The organism is Frigoribacterium sp. PvP032, assembly GCF_017833035.1.
Lineage (GTDB): Bacteria > Actinomycetota > Actinomycetes > Actinomycetales > Microbacteriaceae > Frigoribacterium.
On record NZ_JAFIBM010000001.1, the window covers coordinates 3,121,069 to 3,139,606 of the forward strand.

An 18,538-nucleotide genomic window follows, 5' to 3' on the forward strand; every position below is an offset into this window, starting at 1 on the left:
GCCGTCCGGCGTCGGCGCCCACGCCTACGCCCCGGTGAGCACCGCAGTCCGGCGCAGCCAGGTGTCGTCGCCGAGCTGAGCCAGCATGAACCGGGCCACGTCGGCGCGCGTCACCTGCGTCGACGCGCCGTCGGCCAGGTGCTCGGACGCCACGACGTCTCCCGTCGCGGGGTCGTCCACGAGGCGCGTGGGGTAGACGAGGGTCCAGTCGAGGCCGCTGGCGCGCACCTGCGCGTCGGCCGCCTCCTTCGCCTCGTAGACCTTGCCGAGCACGGTGTGGAAGAAGATCTTCTGGAGCGCGCTGGCGTCGCCCTCCGAGTCGCCGACGCCGAACGCCGAGCAGACGACGAGCCGACGGACGCCCGACGCCTGCATCGCGGGCAGCAGCGCCTCGCCCACCTCGACCTCGACGGGGTGCCGCACGCGGCGTGAGCCGACCGCGTTCAGGACGGCGTCCTGCCCCACGACCGCCTCGGCCACGTCGTCGACGGAGGTGGCGTCGCCGACGAGCACGCGCGCATCGTCGGCGTCGTCGAGGGCGGCCTCGTCGCGCACCAGCACCGTGACGTCGTGACCGGCGGCGAGCGCCTGGCGCAGCAGGTGCGACCCGACTCCCCCGGTGGCTCCCAGCAACAGCAGCTTCATGGTGTCTCCTCGTCGTCCTGCGCACGTCGAGTCGGGTGTCGGCGAGCTGGGTCGAGCGAACACCTCCGGGTCGTGACGTGGCCGTGAGCGGCCTGCGCGTCCGGCGGGATCCCGTCGGAGCAGGCGGCGACGACGCCCTACGACGCTCGACGACGTGGAAGCGACGAGACGACGCGGGAGATCACGTCGTCTTGTCGCTCCCGCGTCGCTTCCTGTGGGCGCCCGCCGTCAGGCGCACCCTGCGCCCGCTGTCAAGCGGGCCCCGCGAGCTCGCCCGCGACGAGCTCGCCCGCGACCCAGACCCCGCGCACCCCCGACGGCGACCGTCGAGGCTCCGCGTACGTCGCGCGGTCGGCGTACGCGCGAGGGTCGACGAGCTGCAGGTCGGCTGCGGCTCCGGGTACGACCCCCACGGGCGTCGAGGAGGCGACGGTCCGGAAGCGGCGGTGCGCGGCCACGCTCATCCGGTGCACCGCCTCCTCGCGGGTCAGCACCGCCGCCGCCCCGGTGCCGGCGTACACGTCGAGCAGCCGTGCGAAGGTGCCGTAGAGCCGCGGGGGCACGGTGCCCGACTCGCGCGGCAACCCGTCCGAGCCGACGAGCGTGTGCGGCCAGGCGAGAGCGGTGCGCATCCCCTCGAGGTCGGTGTGGAAGACGATCACGGTCAGCGCGCCCCGCTCGGCGAGGACGAGATCGGCGAGCACCTCGAGCGGTTCGCCGCTGAGCTCGACCGCGATCTCGGCGATGCTGCGGCCCTCGAGCCCGGCGTGCTCCGGCCGGGCGAAGCCGGCGAGCAGGATGCGCGCGGGCCCGATCGCCGCCCACTGGTTCTCGAGCGCCGTGCCGGGCCATGGCTGCTCGAGCCCGGCGAGCACCGCGGCACGGGTCGACGGGTCGCCGAGCGCCTCGAGCAGGCTCTCGACCCCGCGGTCGGCCGTCGAGGGAGGGAAGAGGGACGCCACCGTCGTGCTCCCCGCGTCGTACGGGTAGACGTCGGCGGAGATGTCGAGCCCCCGCTCACGCAGGTCGTCCAGGTGCTCGACGATCGCGCCCATGCCGCCGACGTTGCGCGGCCCGGTCACCTTGAGGTGGCTGACGTGCACGCGAGCGCCCGTCTCGAGACCGAGCGAGGCGAGCTCGTCGACGGAGGCGCGCAGCCCGTCCGCCTCGTTGCGCACGTGCGCGACGAGCAGCCCGTCCCGGGCCGCCACCTCCTGTGCGATCGCCAGCAGCTCGGCCCGGTCAGCGGCGTCGCCTGGCGCGTACATGAGGCCCAGCGATACGCCGAGCGCGCCGGCGTCGAGGGCCTCGCCGACCGCGCCCGCGATGCGCGACGTCTCGGCAGCGTCGGCAGCGCGCCGACCCATCCCGAGCACGGAGGCGCGGACCGGCGCGTGCGGCACGAGCGCCCTGGCGTGGATGCCGAGCGGCTCCCGGGCGAGCGTCTCGACGTAGTCGCCGAAGGTCGGCCAGCGCCGGTCGGGGAACGGCCCGAGCACGGGCAGCGAGTACTGCTCGAGCGAGCGGTCGGGCGGATCGGACCGCGGCGGGGACGGCGCCACGCCCTGGCCGCAGTTGCCGACGATCGTCGTCGTCACGCCCTGGGCCGTCTTCGGCGTGATCCCGCCCGGACGGAACAGCGCCGCGTCGTCGTGCGCGTGCACGTCGACGAACCCGGGCAGCACCTCGAGGCCGCGGCCGTCGAACTGCCGGTCGGCGTCCACGACGGACGCGCCGGCACCGGGGCCCACGGCCGCGACCACACCGTCGCGCACGACGACGTCGGCGACCTGCGCCGCGCCTCCTCGACCGTCGTGGACCGTCGCCCCGGTGATGACCGTCGTCGACACGGGTTCTCCTCACTCAGGAACGGGCGCGTGCACGTTCCTGATCGCTGCACGGTTCAGGACTCCCGCTCCCTCCCCCGCGCGGATCAGGACAGATGTTCCTGGATGAGGAGAGAGACGGGCGGGCGGGGGCCGGGTCAGGCGATGTTGGCCGTGACCTGGGCGATGTACGCCGCGCGATCCTCGCGCGAGGCCGGTCGGCCGGGCACGCCCGGACGCGTCTGCCACGGCAGCGGACCCGACGCCCTGTGGTACTCGACCCCCGCGGCCTCGAGGCGCAGGAGGTGGTGGTCGAGCCGTGCGGAGAAGCCCGCGAAGTCCCGGGGCGCGTCCGACCAGAGCACGTCGGCCACCGCGCAGAGCCGGGGGAAGACGAGGAAGTCGACGGTGCGGGGAGAGTCCATGTGCTCGGTCCAGACGTTCGCCTGGCCGCCCAGCACGTGCCGCGCCTCCTCGGCGGTCAGCTCGGCCGGGACGGGCTCGAACGCGTAGACGTCCTCGAGGCCGAGCACGATCGAGACCGGGATCGGCTCGTCGGGCGAGTCGGACTGGCGGTAGTCGAGGTACACCTGGTCGTCGGGGCAGGCGACGACGTCGTAGCCGAGCCGGGCGGCGGTCACCGCGCCGGTCATGCCCCGCCAGGAGGCGACGGTCGCGCCGGGCGACATGGGTCGCGCACCAGCCGCGCCGTGCCCCTCCAAGATCTCGTCCCAGCCGAAGGTGCGGCGGCCGGCGGCGGTCACGTGCTCGTCGAGCTGGCCGATGAACCAGGCCTGCAGCTGCTCCTCGTCGGCGAGGCCGCGCTCGCGCATCAGCTCCTGGGTGCGAGGGTCCGCCTCCCACTGGGCCTTCGGGCACTCGTCGCCGCCGATGCCGATCCAGGTGCCGGGGAACAGGTCCATCACCTCGGTCAGCACGTCCTTGTAGAAGTCGACGGTCGACTGCTCGGTGTTGAGCACGTCCTCGAAGATGCCCCACTCGGTGCCGACGGCGATCTGTCGCGGCTCGGGCACGGGCGTGCCGCCGACCTCGACCGCGCCGACGCCGAGGTGCGGGTAGGCCGTGATCGCGGCCATCGAGTGACCGGGCACGTCGACCTCGGGCACGACGGTCACGTGCCGCGCGGCCGCGTACGCGACGACCTCGCGGATGTCGGCCTGCGTGTAGGAGCCGCCGTGCGGACGGCCGTCCTGCGTGGCGTCGGGGCCCGCACCGACCTGCGACGACGCACGCCAGGCGCCCACCGTGGTCAGCCGGGGGTACTTCAGGATCTCGATGCGCCAGCCCTGGTCCTCGGTCAGGTGCCAGTGCAGCGTGTTGAGCCGGTGGGCCGCCATGAGGTCGATCAGGCGCATCACGTCGTGGGTCGGCATGAAGTGCCGCGCCACGTCGAGGTGCATGCCTCGCCAGCCGAACCGGGGCGAGTCGGCGATGTCGACGGCCGGCACCGACCACTCGACTCCCTCGACGAGCGAGCGACGGAACACCTCGGGCGGCAGCAGCTGCCGCAGCACCTGGGCGCCGTAGAAGACGCCGGCCGTCGAGCCGCCGGTGATCCGCACGCCGGCCGGCCGGACCTCGACGCGGTATCCCTCGTCGTCGAGCGCGGGGTCGAGGTCGAGCGAGATGCCGGCGCCGTCGCCGTCGCCCTCACGCAGGGGCAGCCCGGTCGCGGGACGCAGCACCGACTGCAGCCAGGCGACGGTGCCGGCGAGCTCGTCGGGCGCCGAGACGCGGGTGGCGGAGTCGAGCAGGTACGCGCCGGAGGCGGTGGCCAGCTGGTCGACACGGGGCAGCAGCAGGGGGTCGGTCACGGTTCTAGCCCTTCACGGCGCCGGCGGACATGCCCGACACCAGGTTGCGTTGGATGATGACGAAGAAGACGACGACCGGCAGCGAGAACAGCACGCTGGCCGCCATCTGCCCGCCGGAGTCGGTGCCGGTGTTCTGCGAGACGAACGACGCCAGCCAGACGGGCAGCGTGTACATCGACTGGTCCTTCATGAACGTGTAGGCGATGATGTAGTCGTTCCACGCCGCGATGAAGGCGAAGATGCTCGTCGCGATGACGCCCGGCGCCACCAGCGGGAACAGGATGCGCGTCAGCACCTGCCAGGTGTTCGCCCCGTCGAGCTGGGCCGCCTCCTCGATCTCCATCGGGATGGCCACGAAGAACCCGCGCATCACCCAGATCGAGAACGGCAGCACCGTCGCGATGTACGCGAGCACGAGGCCCGCGTAGGTGCCGAGCAGCCCGATGCTGTTGAAGATCAGGAACAGCGGGATGAGCAGCGCCGTCGTCGGCAGCATCTGCACCGCGAGGATGACGATCATGATCGTGCGGCGACCGCGGAAGCGGAACCGCGAGAGCGCCGCGGCGGCGAAGAAGCCGAGGATGATCGCGAGCAGCACCGTCGCGATGACGACCACGGCGCTGTTGCGGAGGTTCACCAGGAACCCGCTCTGCGTGATCGCGACGACGAAGTTGTCGAGCGTCGGGTGCTGCGGCAGGAAGAGAGGAGTCGACGTCATCGACTCCGACCGCGGCTTGAACGCCGTGTTGACCATCCAGTAGACGGGGAAGATCCAGACCGCGCTGAACAGGGCCGCGAGCGAGTTGCTGAACCAGCGGGGCCTCCTGCGGCGACGCGCCCGGCGGACCGGCGTCGCGCCTCCTGCGGGGCCGTCGGACGAGCCAGAGGCGGGGACCGCGGAGGCAGGGACGGCCGAGTCGGCGGCAGCCGCCGTCTCGGAGGGGCCGTCGGTCGCCGAGGCGCCGACTCCGGTGGGGACTGTCGTGGTCACAGGTCTTCTCCCGAGCGGATCAGGTTGCGGATGTAGAACGCGGTCAGGCCGAGCAGCAGCAGGGTGGTGACGACCGAGATGGCGGCGCCCTGCCCGATCTCGAAGCCGACGAACGCCGTCTTGTACATGAAGACGCCGAGCGTCGACGTGGCGTCGTCGGGGCCGCCCTGCGAGACGAGCCAGATCTGGTTGAAGACGTTGTAGTCCCAGATGATCGAGAGGATCGTGACGAGCAGCAGGGTCGGCTTCAGGAACTGCAGGGTGACGTCGCGGTAGACGCGCCACTCGCCGGCACCGTCGAGACGAGCCGCCTCCTTGTACTCGGGCGACACCTGCGTCTCGGCGGCGTAGAGGGTCAGCGCGATGAACGGCACCGCCTGCCAGACGATCAGCATCCAGATCGACGTGTACGACAGCAGGGGGTCGTTCGACCACTGGGTGTCGGTCATGTCGCCGAAGACGCGCAGCTGGGTGAGCATCCAGTTGACGACGCCGTAGCCCGGCTGGAACAGCCAGTTCCAGACCAGCGAGGAGGCGACGTTCGGCATCGCCCACGCGAAGATCAGCACGACGGTGACGACGTACCGCATGCTCGTGTGGATCCGCGTCAGCAGGTGCGAGACGCCCATGCCGATGACGACGCTGCCGGCGACCATCGCCACGGTGAAGAGGACGGTGCGCAGCAGCGACCACCAGAAGTCGCTGTCGGTGAACAGCGTGACGTACTGCTGCAGGCCGACCGACTCGTAGGCGCCGGTGAAGAGGCTGCGCTGGTCGTAGTTCGTGAACGAGGTGAAGACCAGGAACACGATCGGCGCGACCATCACGACGAGCAGGACGATGCCCGCAGGGCTCAGCAGCCAGAGGGGGGCGAGCTGACGCTTCTTCCTCGGCCTCGGGGCCGGCCCGCGCGGGGCCTCCTGGCGGGGCGGGGCGGGCGGCGCTGTCGTGACGGCCATGGCTGCCTCCTGGGTCGGGACTCAGAGCTCGGGTCGAGCGTGTTCGGGTCGAGCGTGGTGGTGCCGGCCGGGCGACGCACGTCCTGCTCGTGCGTCGCCCGGCCCTGTGCCGCGGGCTGCTTCCCCGCGGGGGCTGCTCGTTACTTGTTCAGCGCGTCGTCCGTCGTGCCGTCGAACGACTCGGCCGCGGCCTCGGGCGACTTGCTGCCCGACGCGACGCTCGAGAACAGGTCGTTGATGCTCAGGTCGCCCTCGAGAGCAGCCCAGTTGCCGCTGGCCGGGGTGGCCTTCGAGTTCAGCGCCGCCGAGAAGAAGCCCTCGTCGATGTCGCCGAGCGTGCTCTGCGCCGCCTCGATGCCGTCGGTGCTGTTGGGGATCCAGCCGTCGTTGCCGTAGACCCAGTCGCTCTGGATCTCGGGGCTGGCCGCGATCTTGACCCACTGCAGCGCGAGGTCGGTGTTCGCGCTCTTCGCCGCGATGCCCCAGTCGGAGCCGCCCAGCATGACGGGCTGCGACTCGCCGGACTTGCCCGGGAACGGGAAGGTGCCGAAGCTGTCGTCCGTCAGCGCGGGATTCGCCTCCTTGATGAGGTCGATCTTGCCGTTGGTGCCGAGCATGGCGCCGGCCTTGCCGTCGGCGAAGATCTGGTCCTGGTTCGGCACGTCGGTGTCGAGCGTCTGCGAGGCGCCCGTCGAGTACGTGTTCTGGAACTCCTTGAAGTCCTCGAGGCCCTGCTGCGCCTCGTCGGACGACAGGCCGGCCGACCAGGTGCCGTCGTCGCCCTGGGTCGCGATCTCTCCGCCGGCGTCCCAGACGAACTGCATGCCGGCGTACCAGTACGCGCCGGGCATGTAGAAGGGCGAGAAGTCGCTCGCCGGGTTCGCTGCCGCCAGCGCGTCGAGGTCGGCCGTGAGCTGCTCGTAGGTGGTGGGCTCCTCGGTGATGCCGGCCGCCTCCCACATGTCCTTGTTGTAGATGACGGCGCGGGCGCCCGCGAAGCCGGGGACGCCGTAGAGCGAGCCGTCGACCGTGGCGGGCTCCTCGAGGCCGGTGAGCCACTCCTGGCCCTGGGCGAGGTCGTCGGAGTAGTCGGTGAGGTCGAGCAGGGCGCCGTTCTCGGCGTAGCTCGCGACCTGGGTGTTGCCGAGGTCGAGCACGTCGGGCGGCGTGGACGTCGCGAGGGCGGTGCTGATCTTCGTGGTGATGCCGTCCCACTGCTGGGTCTGCACGTCCACCTCCGCGCCGGTCTGCTCGGTGAACTCGTCGTTGATCGCCTTGATGGTCTCGTCGGTGTAGTCGCCCGTCATGACCCAGACGGTCAGCGTCTCGCCGTCGCCCTTCGTGGTGGGCACGGTCTGCGGCCCGTCGCTGCTGCCGCCTCCTGCCGTGCCCGCGCTCGAGCAGGCCGTCAGGGCCAGGGCGGCCGTGAGGCCGAGGGCCGCGACCGCTGTGTGACGTGTCATTCGCATTGTGTCTCCTCGTGGACGGGGCGGCGGTGCCGCGGGGCGTTGCTGAGAGTGGTGGTGGTCGAGCAGGTGCGTGCGGTGCTGGTGCGGGTGGTGCGGTCTGTGGTGGATCGGGCGGCGGGGGTACCTGGGGAGGGACGGCCGGTCGCGCGGCCGGGCGTCCTCCGCCCGGGCGTCGTCACGAGACGCCCAGCTCGGCCGAGAGCACGAGCGACGCGGCGCCGAGCACGGCCAGGTCGCGGTCGTCGCCCGCGTAGCGGAGGACGAGCCCCTGGCCGACCGCCGCGAGGGTGCGGGCCCTGACGGTGTCGAGGGCCGCGCGCAGCAGCACGCCGTCGAGCAGCTCTCGGGGCCCCGAGAGCACTACCTCGTCGAGCCCGAGCGCGCTCACGACGGGCGCGAGCACGAAGCCGAGGTCGCGGCCCGCGGCGTGCAGCACGGCTCCGCGCGAGCCGGGGTCGACGGCGAGGAGGCGGGCCGACAGCCCCGGCGCCGCGAGCGACACCTCGAGGCAGCCGCGTCGACCGCAGGCGCACACGTCGCCCGCCTCGTCGACGGTGACGTGCCCGATCTCGCCGGCCGAGAAGCGGTCGCCCTCGACGAGCGCGCCCCCGACGATGAGGCCGACCCCCACGCCGTGCTCGATGGTGATCACCATCAGGCTGCGCGACGGGTCTCGCTCGGCGTCGCCGAACGTGTGCACCCCGAGGGCGGCGAGGTTCGCGTCGTTGCCGACGTGCACCGGCACGCCCGTGCGGGCGCTCAGCCTGGCTGCGAGCGGCAGGTCCCACCAGCCGAGGTGCACCGCAGTGCGCACGACGCCCTGGTGGTCGACGATGCCGGGCGTGCCCACCCCGACGCCCAGGAGGCGCGTGGTCGTCAGCCCGGACAGCTCGTCCACGAGACGCTCGGCCAGCGCCACGGCCGCCTCTCCCGTCGCGCCGTCGATGTCGACGCTGGCCCGGCCGACGACCTCGCCGCGGACGTCGACGACGGCGCCGGAGAACCGCTCGGCCGACGAGAGGTCGAGCGCGAGGATGTGGAACGAGTCGGGCCGGATGCCGACGAGCGTCGCGGGCTTGCCGACCCGGGCGTCGCCGCGCAGCCCGAGCTCGGCGACCACGCCGTCGTCGGCGAGTTCCTGCACGATGCCCGAGACGGTCGGCCGGGTGAGCCCGCTCTCGCGGGCGAGGTCGGCACGGCTCATCGAACCCTGGTGCCAGAGGGTCTGCAGCACGAGCGCACGGTTGCGGGCCCTGGTGTGCTGCGGGAGCGACTTCGCGGTGACGCGGAGGGTCGAGGAGGCGCGCTCGGCACCTGCGGGAGCGGCGGCGGCAGCGGAGTGGCCGGTGACGGCGCGGGGGGCGGCTGCGCGGGGGACGGCTGCGGCACGGGGGGCGGCTGCTCGGGGCACGGTCGCCTCCTCTCGTCTCGGGCGTCGCCGACCGGGGCCTCGAGAGGCGTGCGCCGTCTCGTGGTGCGAGACGGGCCCGGCAGCGTTGCCGTTTAGTAAAAATGCCTTACAAACACGTTGTCAAGGCTGGTGCGGTGAGTTTACGAGCAGGAAACACGCCTGGTCAATAGCGGAAATATGCCCGGGATCATGGGGTTCTCGTGCTTGCTGCCACGCGGTTAGTAAGCTTTACTAACGAACATGAGCAGGCCCGTCACCGCCGCACCCGGCGCCGTCGCCGTGTCCTCGCCGGTCACGCACGAGGCCTGGTTCCGCCCTCGTGCTGCGGTCTCGGGGGCACGTCCGTGAGGCTCGGCCTCGACATCGGCGGCACGAAGATCGACGCCGTCGCGGTGGACGACGACCGAGGCCCGGCCCGTCCGGTGCACCGCGTGCGACTCGCCTCCGGCTTCGGCGCCGACGAGGTGCTCGGCAACGCGGTCGAGGCCGCGCAGCGCCTCTCGGCCCTCACCGGCGTCCCGCTCGGCGGGCTGGCGTCGGTCGGCGTGGGGGTGCCCGGCGTCGTCGACGCCGCCACGGGCAGGGTCGGCCACGCCGTGAACCTCGGCCTCGTCGACTCGGCGCTCGGCACAGAGCTGGCGCATCGCCTCGGGGTGCCGGTCCGGGTCGAGAACGACGTCAACGCCGCGGCGCTCGGCGCGTGGCACACGATGTCCCTGCAGGGCTCCGTCGCCTACCTCAACCTCGGCACGGGCCTCGCCGCCGGGCTCGTCCTCGACGGCCAGGTGCGCCGCGGGGCGCAGGGCGCCGCGGGCGAGATAGGCCACGTCCCCGTCGACCCGGTGGGCGCCTGGTGCGCGTGCGGGCAGCGCGGCTGCCTCGAGACCGTGGCCTCCGGCTCGGCGGCGGCCCGCCTCTGGCCGACCACCGCCCTGCACCCTGCCCGCGCCCTGCTCGACGCCGCGGCCGACGGCGACCACCTGGCCGTGCAGGCCCGGCGCACCCTGGTCGACGGGGTCGCGCAGGCGGTCCGGCTCCTCGCACTGACGGTCGACGTGCAGACGATCGTCGTCGGCGGCGGGATGAGCGCGCTCGGCGATGAGCTGATGGGGCCGGTGCGCGAGGCGCTCGCCGACCAGGCCGCCGCCTCCTCGTTCATCGCGTCGCTCGACCTCGCGTCGCGCCTCGTGCTGCTGCCCGCCGGGCTGCCGGCTGCCGCCGTCGGCGCCGCCATGGCGGGCGCGGCCGCCGACCCCGTCGCGGTCGCAGCGACCGGCTGAGGGCGGCCGTCCACATCCTCCACCGGACGGTGGTGCCGGGCAGGGCTGCGCCGTTACCCTGAGGCCATGTCGGACCTGCGCCTCGAGACCCTGTCCGCCGCCACCGTCGTGGCGGCCAACAACCTGACCCTGAAGCCGGGCCAAGAGCAGTACGTGGCCCCGGTCTCGCACTCGATCGCCGAGGCCTACGTCAACCCGACGACGGCGTGGCCCCGCGTCGTGCTCGACGGCGACGAGGTCGTCGGCTTCATCATGGGCAACTTCGACGCGGATGCCGACGACGAGAGCCTCCGCAGCTGCATCTGGCGCGTCAACGTCTCGGCCGAGCACCAGGGCCAGGGCGTCGGGCGCTTCGCGATCCACGCCCTCGCCGGCGAGGCGCGCAGCCGCGGCTTCGACACACTCACCGTCATCTACGAGCCGGGCGACGACGGCCCAGAGCGCTTCTTCGCCCACATCGGCTTCGAGGTCGTCGGCGAGACGCCCTACGGCGAGCACCTCGCGGCGCTGACGATCAGCCCGACGCCGCACGGAGAGTGACCGCCGCGGCAGGCTCGCCCGACCCGGGCTCGTCCGAGTCAGGCTCGCCCGGCGACGACTTCGTCTCGCGCGTCGTCTCCGTCGTCGAGTCCGTGCCGGAGGGGCGGGTCATGTCGTACGGCTCGGTCGCGGCCGCCGTCGGCTCGCGCTCGTCCCGGGGCGTCGGCAAGGTGATGGCGCACACGGGCTCCGACCTGCCGTGGTGGCGCATCGTGAAGGCCTCAGGGCACGCCCCAGAGGGGCACGGCCAGAGGGCCCTCGAGCACTGGCGTGCGGAGGGGACCCCGCTGCGCTGGTCGCGGTCGGGCACCGTCCGGGTCGACCTCGAGCGCGCCTCCTGGTCGCCCGACGTCAGCCTGGGGGACGAGCCGGTCGGCACCTTCGGCTGACGCGCTCGACACGACGGAGCGCTTCGATCGGAGCATGCCCTCGCTCACCCGTCTCGCCGCCGCGGCCGCCGTCGCCGTCGTCGTCTGCACCGCCGCCTCCTCCTGCTCGGCACTGGGTCTCGGCTCCGACGAGAAGTCGTGGGAGTTCGACCGGTACGGCGACGCGCCGAAGGCCGGCACGCGCTCGTTCGTGCTGGACGCCTGGGTGCCCTCCGACGCGGTCGACATCCGCGCCGTCGCACGTCGCGAGGCACCCGAGGAGGCGGTCCTCACGTTCCACAGCGCCGCCTCCCCTGCCGACGGCGCGGGCTGCGCCGTCCTCGAGCCCGTGACCGACGCCCCGCCCCTGTCGCCCGACTGGCTGCCAGGCTCGACGCCCACCGCGGGCTGGAGCTGCGGCGACTGGACCGTCGTCGCGGACGACGGCACGGTCTGGGCCTGGCGCGGCTGACGCCCGTCGCGCACGATTCAGGAACACGCTCGCGACACCTCCTGAACGGTGCACCGTTCAGGAGCGCGGCTCCCCCCGCCGCGCAGCTCAGGACGAATGTTCCTGAATGAGGAGGAGGGGGCGGGGGGGGCGAGGGCGGCGGCGGCTACACGAGCGAGTCGCGCCAGGCCGCGTGCAGCTGCGCGAAGCGCCCGGTGCCCGCGATCAGGTCGGCGGGCGTGCCGTCCTCGACCACGCGGCCGTGCTCCATGACGAGCACCCGGTCGGCGATCGCGACCGTCGACAGGCGGTGCGCGATGATCACCGCGGTACGGTCGGCGAGCAGGGTCTGCAGCGCCTCCTGCACCATGCGCTCGGACGGGATGTCGAGCGACGCGGTGGCCTCGTCGAGGATGAGCACCGCCGGGTCGGCGATGAACGCGCGCGCGAACGAGAGCAGCTGGCGCTGCCCGGCCGAGACACGACCGCCGCGCTTGTTCACGTCGGTGTCGTACCCGTTGGGCAGCGCCACGATGAACTCGTGGGCGCCGACCGCGCGGGCGGCCCGCTCGATCTCGTCGCGCGTCGCGTCGGGCTTGCCGAGCGAGATGTTGTCCGCCACCGAGCCCGAGAACAGGTACGCCTCCTGGGTGACCATGACGATCGCCCGCCGCAGGTCCTTCGGGTGCAGGTCGCGCAGGTCGACGCCGTCGAGGGTCACGCGGCCGCGCGTCGGGTCGTAGAACCGCGACATGAGCTTCGCGAGAGTCGACTTGCCGGCGCCGGTCGAGCCGACCAGGGCGATGGTCTGCCCCGCGGGCACGTCGAGGTCGAACTCGGGCAGCACGACCGTGTCGGCCGAGTACGCGAACTCGACGTCGTCGAACACCACGGCTCCCTTCGCGTGCCGCAGGTCGACGGGCGACTCGGGGTCGGGCACGCTCGGCTGCTCCTCGAGGACGCCCGAGATCTTCTCGAGCGCCGCCGACGCGGACTGGTAGCCGTTGTAGAACATGGCCATCTCCTCCGCGGGGTCGAAGAAGCGCTTCGCGTACAGCGCCGCCGCCAGCAGGGCGCCGATCTCGAGCGAGCCGTCGATCACCCTGAAGCCGCCGAAGAGCACGACGGCCGCGAGGGTGGCGTTGCCGATCAGCACCAGTCCGGGGTCGAACGTGCCGAACAGCGTGAACACCTTCGAGTTGGCCTGGCGGTACTCCTCGACGTAGCCCGCGTACTCCTTCTCGTTGCGCGCCTCCTTGCGGAACGCCTGCACCGCCCGCATGCCCGTCATCGTCTCGACGAAGTGCACGATGACCCGGGCGCTGGCGACGCGCGTGGCACGGAACAGCTTCTGCGAGCGCACCTGGAACCACCGCGTGAGCAGGACCAGCGGGACGAGCGCGACGGCGAGCACGAGCCCGCTCGGCGCGTCGAGGCTGACCAGCGCGATCGCGGTGAAGCCCATGTAGAGCAGGCCGGAGACGAGCTGGTTGATGCCCGAGTCGAGCAGCTCGCGGATCGAGTCGAGGTCGCTCGTCTGGCGCGAGATGATCCGCCCCGACGTGTACGTCTCGTGGAACTCGAGGCTGAGCCGCTGCGTGTGCAGGAACAGACGCTTGCGCAGGTCGAACAGGATCGCCTGGCTGATCCGCGCCGACAGCACCGTGTACTGCGCCATCAGCACGGCGCCGAGCACGCCCGTGACGAGGTAGACCACGACCACGAGGATCGCCGGTGCCCAGTCCTGACGGTCCATCAGGGCAGGCAGGGCGGTGTCGATGCCGAACGCGATCAGCGCGGGGCCGGCCACCTGGGAGGCAGTGCTGACGATGACGACGACCGCCATCAGCGCCAGCCGCCAGCGCAGCGGACGGATCAGCGAGCCGAGGAGGCGCAGTGAACGACGACGGAGCCGCTTGCTCTCGGCCTTCGTGAAGTCGTCCCGCTCCTCGCCGCGGACCCCCTGCGTCGTCGAGCCCTGCTCGGCGCGCTTCTCGGCCGGGGTGCGACCGTCGAGGGCCGCGTGGGCGGGGCCGCCCCCGGTGCCGTCGACCATGCCGTCGTCACGGACCGCGCCGTCGCGCGCGTCCTCGCTGCGGCGCGTGGCCTGGTCGTGCGTCGTCTGCTCGGTCATGCCAGCACCTCCTCTCGGGCGGGGGTCGTGTCGTCGTCGAGGGACGAGATCACCCAGCGGTAGTGCTCGTTCGTGGCGAGCAGGTCGGAGTGGGTGCCGACCGCGGTGACCCTGCCGTTCTCGAGCAGGGCGACGCGGTCGGCGAGGGTGACCGTCGAGGGACGGTGCGCGACGATCAACGAGGTCGTCGACGCGAGGACGCGGCGGAGGCCGGCCTCGACCCGCGCCTCGGTGTCGACGTCGAGCGCCGACAGCGGGTCGTCGAGCACGAGGATCGCGGGTCGTGCCGCGACGGCGCGGGCCAGGGCGAGCCGCTGGCGCTGCCCGCCGGAGAGGCTCAGCCCCTCTTCTCCGACCCGGGTGTCGACGCCGTCGGGCAGGCGTTCGACGAAGTCGGCCTGCGCGATCTCGAGGGCCTCGCGCATCACGCGGTCGGCCTCGACGGGGTCGTCGGCGAGGTCGGGGCGGCCGAGCAGCACGTTGTCGCGGACGGAGGCGCTGAACAGCGTCGCGTCCTCGAAGGCCATGCCGACCAGTCGGCGCAGCTCTTGCCGGGACAGGTCGCGCACGTCGACGCCGTCGATCCGGACGCTGCCGCCCGTCACGTCGTAGAGGCGCGAGACGAGCGCGAGCAGCGTCGTCTTGCCCGAGCCGGTGAGCCCGACGAGCGCCATGGTCTCGCCCGGCTCGACGACGAGGTCGACGCCGTTGACCAGGTCCGGGTACTGGGCCTGGCTGTCCTGGTAGCGGAAGTGGGCGTCGGCGAACTCGAGCCGCCCCTCCGGCGCCTCGATCGTGACCGGCTGCTCGGGGTCGGTGATCGCGTTCTCGCTGTCGAGCACCTCGAAGAACCGGTCGGCGGCCGTGCGGGTGTCGAAGGTCATCGAGAGCAGGAAGCCGATCGACTCGACCGGCCAGCGCAGCACCGTGGCCGTCGCGAAGAACGCGAAGAGCTGCCCGACGGTGAGCTGGCCGTCGGCGGCGAGCCAGATGCCGCCGAGCAGGCAGAGGGCGAAGGCGACGTCGGGCACGAGCAACAGCCAGAGCCACAGCCGGCTGATCGCCTGTGCCTTCTCGATCTCGGTGCCGCGCAGGTCGTCGGCCTGCTTCGCGAACTCCTCGAGCGAGTGCTTGCCGCGGCCGAAGGCCTTGAGCACCCGGATGCCGTGCACGCTCTGCTCGACGCTGGTCGCGAGGTCGCCGACCTGGTCCTGGCTGCGCCGCGCGACGATCGAGTAGCGCTTCTCGAACGCGAAGCTGACGAAGAACACGGGCATCGACGCGACCATGAAGAGGAGCGCCAACGCCCAGCTGTAGAAGAAGAGCACGGCGAAGCCGACGACGATCGTCAGCAGGTTGACGACCAACAGGACGAGGCCGAACGCGAGCCAGCGGCGGATCAGCGAGAGGTCGCTGACCGACCGGCTGAGCAGCTGGCCGCTCTGCCAGCGGTCGTGGAACGCCACCGGCAGGTCCTGCAGCTTCGCGTAGAGCGAGTTGCGCATCGACGCCTCGACGTGCGTGCTCGGCGTGAGCACGAGCCGGCGTCGGAGGCCGATCATGATCGCCTCGACGATGCCGAGGCCGAGCACGACCGCGAAGGCCGGCCACACCTGGGCTCGGTCGCCGCTCGACAGGGGGCCGTCGACCAGCAGCTGCAGCACGGCGGGGATGAGCAGGGCGACGACGGCGGCGGCGAGCGCGGCGACGGCGCCGAGCACGATGCGCGGGATCGCCGGCTTCGCGTAGGGCTGGAGACGCATCAGGGCGCGGAACGTCGACGGGCGACGCTGCGTCGCGGACGGGCTGGGAGGGGACTTCGGAGACATGGCTGATCCAAGTGTCGTGATCTGGAGCGTCGACGGCGTCGTGGCGGCTGTCGACCGGGGAGGGAGTCGCGGCCCGGTGCCCTGGGCAGGGCACGGCGGCGACCCTGATGTGGAGCGCTGGGAGCGCTCGGGTGGAGGAGGTGCGGTGCCGGTGGCGAGCCCGGCCTGCGTTCCGCTCGGCCTAGCCGACGAGGGTCCGGGCTGCCCCGCGGGCGGCGACGGAGGTGGGGGAGGCAGGCACGAGGGCACCGGCGGGGGCCGAGGCCACCGTGGTCAGCGTCGTCGAGTTCATCGTGTCCTCCTGTGCAGGTCGTCGTTCGTCCGTCATGTCAGTCGCGAGCGACCGGCTGTGAGCAGCTTTTCAGGATATGTGTGCTGACACCTCCCCCGCAAGGGCGAGCCTCGGGAACATGCACGACAGGTGTGACGGCGGTAGGCGACAGGCGCGGGGCGGCGACGACGAACGCCCCGGCCGTGCGGGCCGGGGCGTTCGTCGTCTTCAGGTAGGCGGCTCAGTGGAAGAAGTGCCGCTCGCCCGTGAAGTACATCGTGACGCCCGCGGCAGCGGCAGCCGCGACGACCTCGTCGTCACGGATCGACCCGCCGGGCTGGACGACCGCGCGCACGCCCGCGTCGAGCAGCACCTGCAGGCCGTCGGCGAACGGGAAGAACGCGTCGGAGGCGGCGACCGAGCCGCGGGCCCGCTCCCCCGCCCGCGTCACGGCCAGCTGGCACGAGTCGACCCGGTTGACCTGGCCCATGCCCACGCCCACGGAGGCGCCGGCGTCGGCCAGGAGGATCGCGTTCGACTTGACCGAGCGGCAGGCGCGCCAGGCGAACTCGAGGTCGGCGCGCGTGGCGGCGTCGACCTCCTCGCCCGCGGCCAGGGTCCAGCCCTGCGACGAGAAGCCGTCGAACGAGTCGACCTGCTGCACGAGCAGGCCGCCCGAGATCTGACGCGCCTCGACGGTCGGGCGGGCGAAGTCGGCCGGCAGCACGAGCAGCCGGATGTTCTTCTTCGTCTGCAGCAGTGCCAGCGCGTCGGGCTCGAAGGCGGGGGCGATGACGACCTCGGTGAAGATGTCCTTCACCGTCTCTGCCATGGCCAGCGTCACCGGGCGGTTCGCCGCGATGACGCCGCCGTAGGCCGACACGGGGTCGCACGCGTGTGCGCGTCGGTGCGCGTCGGCGATCGCGTCGACGGCGTCGGCCGAGGCCACGGCGATGCCGCACGGGTTCGCGTGCTTGATGATCGCCACGGCCGGCTCGGCGAAGTCGTACGCGGCACGCAGGGCCGCGTCGGCGTCGACGTAGTTGTTGTACGACATCTCCTTGCCGTGCAGCTGCTCGGCCTGCGCGATGCCCGCGCCCTCGGGCGAGGCGTAGAGCGCCGCCTGCTGGTGCGAGTTCTCGCCGTAGCGGAGCGTGGCCTGACGGTCGCCCTCGAGGGTGACGTGCTGGGGGGCGTCGAACGCCGTCGACCCGGCCCGCGCCTCCTCGGCTGCGGTCGTCGAGTCGGCACCTGCAGCGGCACCGGCCTCGTGCTCGGCACGTACGCCGACGTTCTCGGCGAACCACGCGGCGACGGCCGTGTCGTAGGCGGCGGTGTGCGCGAAGGCCTCGCCGGCCAGGCGCTGTCGCTGGGCGAGCGTCGTGCCGCCGAGCGTCAGCGACTTCACGATCTGCGGGTAGCTGGCGGGCGACACGGCGATCGCCACGTTCGCGTGGTTCTTGGCGGCGGCGCGGACGAGGGCCGGCCCGCCGATGTCGATGTTCTCGATCACGGCCGGGGCCTCGGCACCCGACGCGACCGTCTCGACGAAGGGGTAGAGGTTGACGACGACGAGCTGGAACGGTGCGATGTCGAGCTCGGCGAGCTGCTGCTCGTGCGACTCGAGGCGCAGGTCGGCGAGCACACCCGCGTGGATGCCGGGGTGCAGCGTCTTGACCCGGCCGTCGAGCGACTCGGGGAACCCGGTCACGGCACTCACGTCGGTGACGTCGTGGCCGGCGTCGCGGATGGTCGACGCGGTCGAGCCGGTCGACACGATCTCGACGCCCGCGGCGGCGAGCGCCTCGGCCAGGTCGAGCAGTCCGGTCTTGTCGCTCACGCTGATGAGGGCGCGACGCACGGGGACCGCGTCTCGGTCTCGATGCAGGCTGGGGTCGATCTGGTGGCCGCTCATGCGGGTCTCGTCTCCTCGAGGTCGGTCGTTCCGTCGGCGATCTCGCGCACGGTCTGCACCAGCAGCTCGCGCTCGACGATCTTGATGCGGTCGTGGAGCGACGACTCGTCGTCGCCGGGCAGCACGGGGATGCGCCGCTGCGCCAGGATCGGGCCGCTGTCGACGCCGGCGTCGACGACGATCACGCTCGCCCCGGTCTGGTCGACACCGGCCGCGATCGCGTCCCTGACGCCGTGCGCGCCCGGGAACTCGGGCAGGAACGCGGGGTGGGTGTTGATCAGGTGCGGGCTCAGGGCGTCGACGACCCCGACCGGCAGCAGCCGCATGAAGCCGCTCAGCACGACGAGGTCGGGCTGCCACTGCCGGATCTGCGCCAGCAGCTCGTCGCCCCACGCGGCCCGGTCGTCGAAGCTCGAGAACGGCACGGTGAAGGTCGGGACGCCGAAGTGCTCCGCGTGCTCGAGTCCGTCGGCCTCACGGTCGGCGCCGACGGCGACGACGCGGGCGGGGTAGCTGTCGTGGTGCGCGGCCTCGAGCAGGGCACGCAGGTTCGAGCCGCCACCGGAGATGAGCACCACGAGCTTCAGCACCCGGCAAGCCTAGTGGCCGGGGCG

Annotated in this window: 15 protein-coding genes; 4 read left to right on the forward strand and 11 right to left on the reverse strand. The window is 72.4% G+C overall.

Annotated elements, in window-relative coordinates; genetic code table 11:
* Positions 1–24 precede the first annotated feature (24 nt).
* From JOE35_RS14425 to JOE35_RS14455, 7 genes are all read right to left on the reverse strand, one after another.
* Positions 25–645: an NAD(P)-dependent oxidoreductase gene (locus tag JOE35_RS14425; RefSeq protein WP_209561633.1), complete on the reverse strand. Its 621-nt coding sequence runs from the start codon at positions 643–645 to the stop codon at positions 25–27.
* Positions 646–896: 251 nt separating this feature from the next.
* The gene (locus JOE35_RS14430) at positions 897–2,495 is read right to left on the reverse strand and encodes an amidohydrolase family protein (protein WP_209561634.1); all 1,599 of its coding nucleotides are present in this window, start codon (positions 2,493–2,495) and stop codon (positions 897–899) included.
* Positions 2,496–2,629: 134 nt separating this feature from the next.
* Positions 2,630–4,306 carry a beta-N-acetylhexosaminidase gene (locus tag JOE35_RS14435; RefSeq protein WP_209561635.1) on the reverse strand — a complete coding sequence of 559 codons (1,677 nt, stop codon included), beginning with the start codon at positions 4,304–4,306 and terminating at the stop codon, positions 2,630–2,632.
* A 4-nt stretch (positions 4,307–4,310) separates the two neighbouring features.
* Positions 4,311–5,297 carry a carbohydrate ABC transporter permease gene (locus JOE35_RS14440; RefSeq protein WP_209561636.1) on the reverse strand — a complete coding sequence of 329 codons (987 nt, stop codon included), beginning with the start codon at positions 5,295–5,297 and terminating at the stop codon, positions 4,311–4,313.
* Entirely contained in the window at positions 5,294–6,256 is a 963-nt protein-coding gene (locus tag JOE35_RS14445; RefSeq protein WP_209561637.1) for a carbohydrate ABC transporter permease, read from the reverse strand. Before JOE35_RS14445 ends, JOE35_RS14440 begins: the two co-directional genes overlap by 4 nt.
* 140 nt (positions 6,257–6,396) lie before the next feature.
* Positions 6,397–7,719: an extracellular solute-binding protein gene (locus JOE35_RS14450; protein WP_209561638.1), complete on the reverse strand. Its 1,323-nt coding sequence runs from the start codon at positions 7,717–7,719 to the stop codon at positions 6,397–6,399.
* A 181-nt stretch (positions 7,720–7,900) separates the two neighbouring features.
* Entirely contained in the window at positions 7,901–9,136 is a 1,236-nt protein-coding gene (locus JOE35_RS14455) for an ROK family transcriptional regulator (protein WP_209561639.1), read from the reverse strand.
* 344 nt (positions 9,137–9,480) lie between these two features.
* Here JOE35_RS14455 and JOE35_RS14460 point away from each other — a divergent pair, with 344 nt between their 5' ends.
* The 4 genes from JOE35_RS14460 (at position 9,481) to JOE35_RS14475 (ending at position 11,796) form a co-directional block, all read left to right on the forward strand.
* Complete coding sequence (locus tag JOE35_RS14460) at positions 9,481–10,416, forward strand: ROK family protein (RefSeq protein ID WP_209561640.1); 936 nt, start codon at positions 9,481–9,483, stop codon at positions 10,414–10,416.
* A 66-nt stretch (positions 10,417–10,482) separates the two neighbouring features.
* Positions 10,483–10,956 carry a GNAT family N-acetyltransferase gene (locus JOE35_RS14465; RefSeq protein WP_209561641.1) on the forward strand — a complete coding sequence of 158 codons (474 nt, stop codon included), beginning with the start codon at positions 10,483–10,485 and terminating at the stop codon, positions 10,954–10,956.
* Positions 10,953–11,345 (forward strand): MGMT family protein, encoded by a 393-nt coding sequence (locus JOE35_RS14470; protein ID WP_209561642.1) that lies wholly within the window; start codon positions 10,953–10,955, stop codon positions 11,343–11,345. Before JOE35_RS14465 ends, JOE35_RS14470 begins: the two co-directional genes overlap by 4 nt.
* A 34-nt stretch (positions 11,346–11,379) precedes the next feature.
* The gene (locus JOE35_RS14475; protein ID WP_209561643.1) at positions 11,380–11,796 is read left to right on the forward strand and encodes a hypothetical protein; all 417 of its coding nucleotides are present in this window, start codon (positions 11,380–11,382) and stop codon (positions 11,794–11,796) included.
* Between the two features lie 145 nt (positions 11,797–11,941).
* On the opposite strand, the gene JOE35_RS14480 is transcribed toward JOE35_RS14475, so the two are convergent.
* The 4 genes from JOE35_RS14480 to purN all read right to left on the reverse strand — a co-directional run bounded on the left by JOE35_RS14480 (position 11,942) and on the right by purN (position 18,514).
* Positions 11,942–13,909 (reverse strand): ABC transporter ATP-binding protein, encoded by a 1,968-nt coding sequence (locus JOE35_RS14480; protein ID WP_245186127.1) that lies wholly within the window; start codon positions 13,907–13,909, stop codon positions 11,942–11,944.
* Entirely contained in the window at positions 13,906–15,738 is a 1,833-nt protein-coding gene (locus tag JOE35_RS14485) for an ABC transporter ATP-binding protein (RefSeq protein WP_209561644.1), read from the reverse strand. The genes JOE35_RS14480 and JOE35_RS14485 overlap by 4 nt, the downstream gene beginning before the upstream one ends.
* Positions 15,739–16,250: 512 nt before the next feature.
* Complete coding sequence (gene purH / locus JOE35_RS14490; RefSeq protein WP_209561645.1) at positions 16,251–17,924, reverse strand: bifunctional phosphoribosylaminoimidazolecarboxamide formyltransferase/IMP cyclohydrolase; 1,674 nt, start codon at positions 17,922–17,924, stop codon at positions 16,251–16,253.
* Positions 17,921–18,514: a phosphoribosylglycinamide formyltransferase gene (purN, locus tag JOE35_RS14495; RefSeq protein ID WP_209561646.1), complete on the reverse strand. Its 594-nt coding sequence runs from the start codon at positions 18,512–18,514 to the stop codon at positions 17,921–17,923. Before purN ends, purH begins: the two co-directional genes overlap by 4 nt.
* Positions 18,515–18,538: the final 24 nt, after the last annotated feature.

What these genes read in the sequence shown, in the direction of transcription:
- JOE35_RS14425 (WP_209561633.1), bottom strand. Translation starts at nt 645, where the DNA reads ATGAAGCTGCTGTTGCTGGGAGCCACCGGGGGAGTCGGGTCGCACCTG.
- JOE35_RS14445 (WP_209561637.1), bottom strand. Translation starts at nt 6,256, where the DNA reads ATGGCCGTCACGACAGCGCCGCCCGCCCCGCCCCGCCAGGAGGCCCCG.
- JOE35_RS14450 (WP_209561638.1), bottom strand. Translation starts at nt 7,719, where the DNA reads ATGACACGTCACACAGCGGTCGCGGCCCTCGGCCTCACGGCCGCCCTG.
- JOE35_RS14465 (WP_209561641.1), top strand. Translation starts at nt 10,483, where the DNA reads ATGTCGGACCTGCGCCTCGAGACCCTGTCCGCCGCCACCGTCGTGGCG.
- JOE35_RS14475 (WP_209561643.1), top strand. Translation starts at nt 11,380, where the DNA reads ATGCCCTCGCTCACCCGTCTCGCCGCCGCGGCCGCCGTCGCCGTCGTC.
- JOE35_RS14480 (WP_245186127.1), bottom strand. Translation starts at nt 13,909, where the DNA reads ATGACCGAGCAGACGACGCACGACCAGGCCACGCGCCGCAGCGAGGAC.
- JOE35_RS14485 (WP_209561644.1), bottom strand. Translation starts at nt 15,738, where the DNA reads ATGTCTCCGAAGTCCCCTCCCAGCCCGTCCGCGACGCAGCGTCGCCCG.
- purH (WP_209561645.1), bottom strand. Translation starts at nt 17,924, where the DNA reads ATGAGCGGCCACCAGATCGACCCCAGCCTGCATCGAGACCGAGACGCG.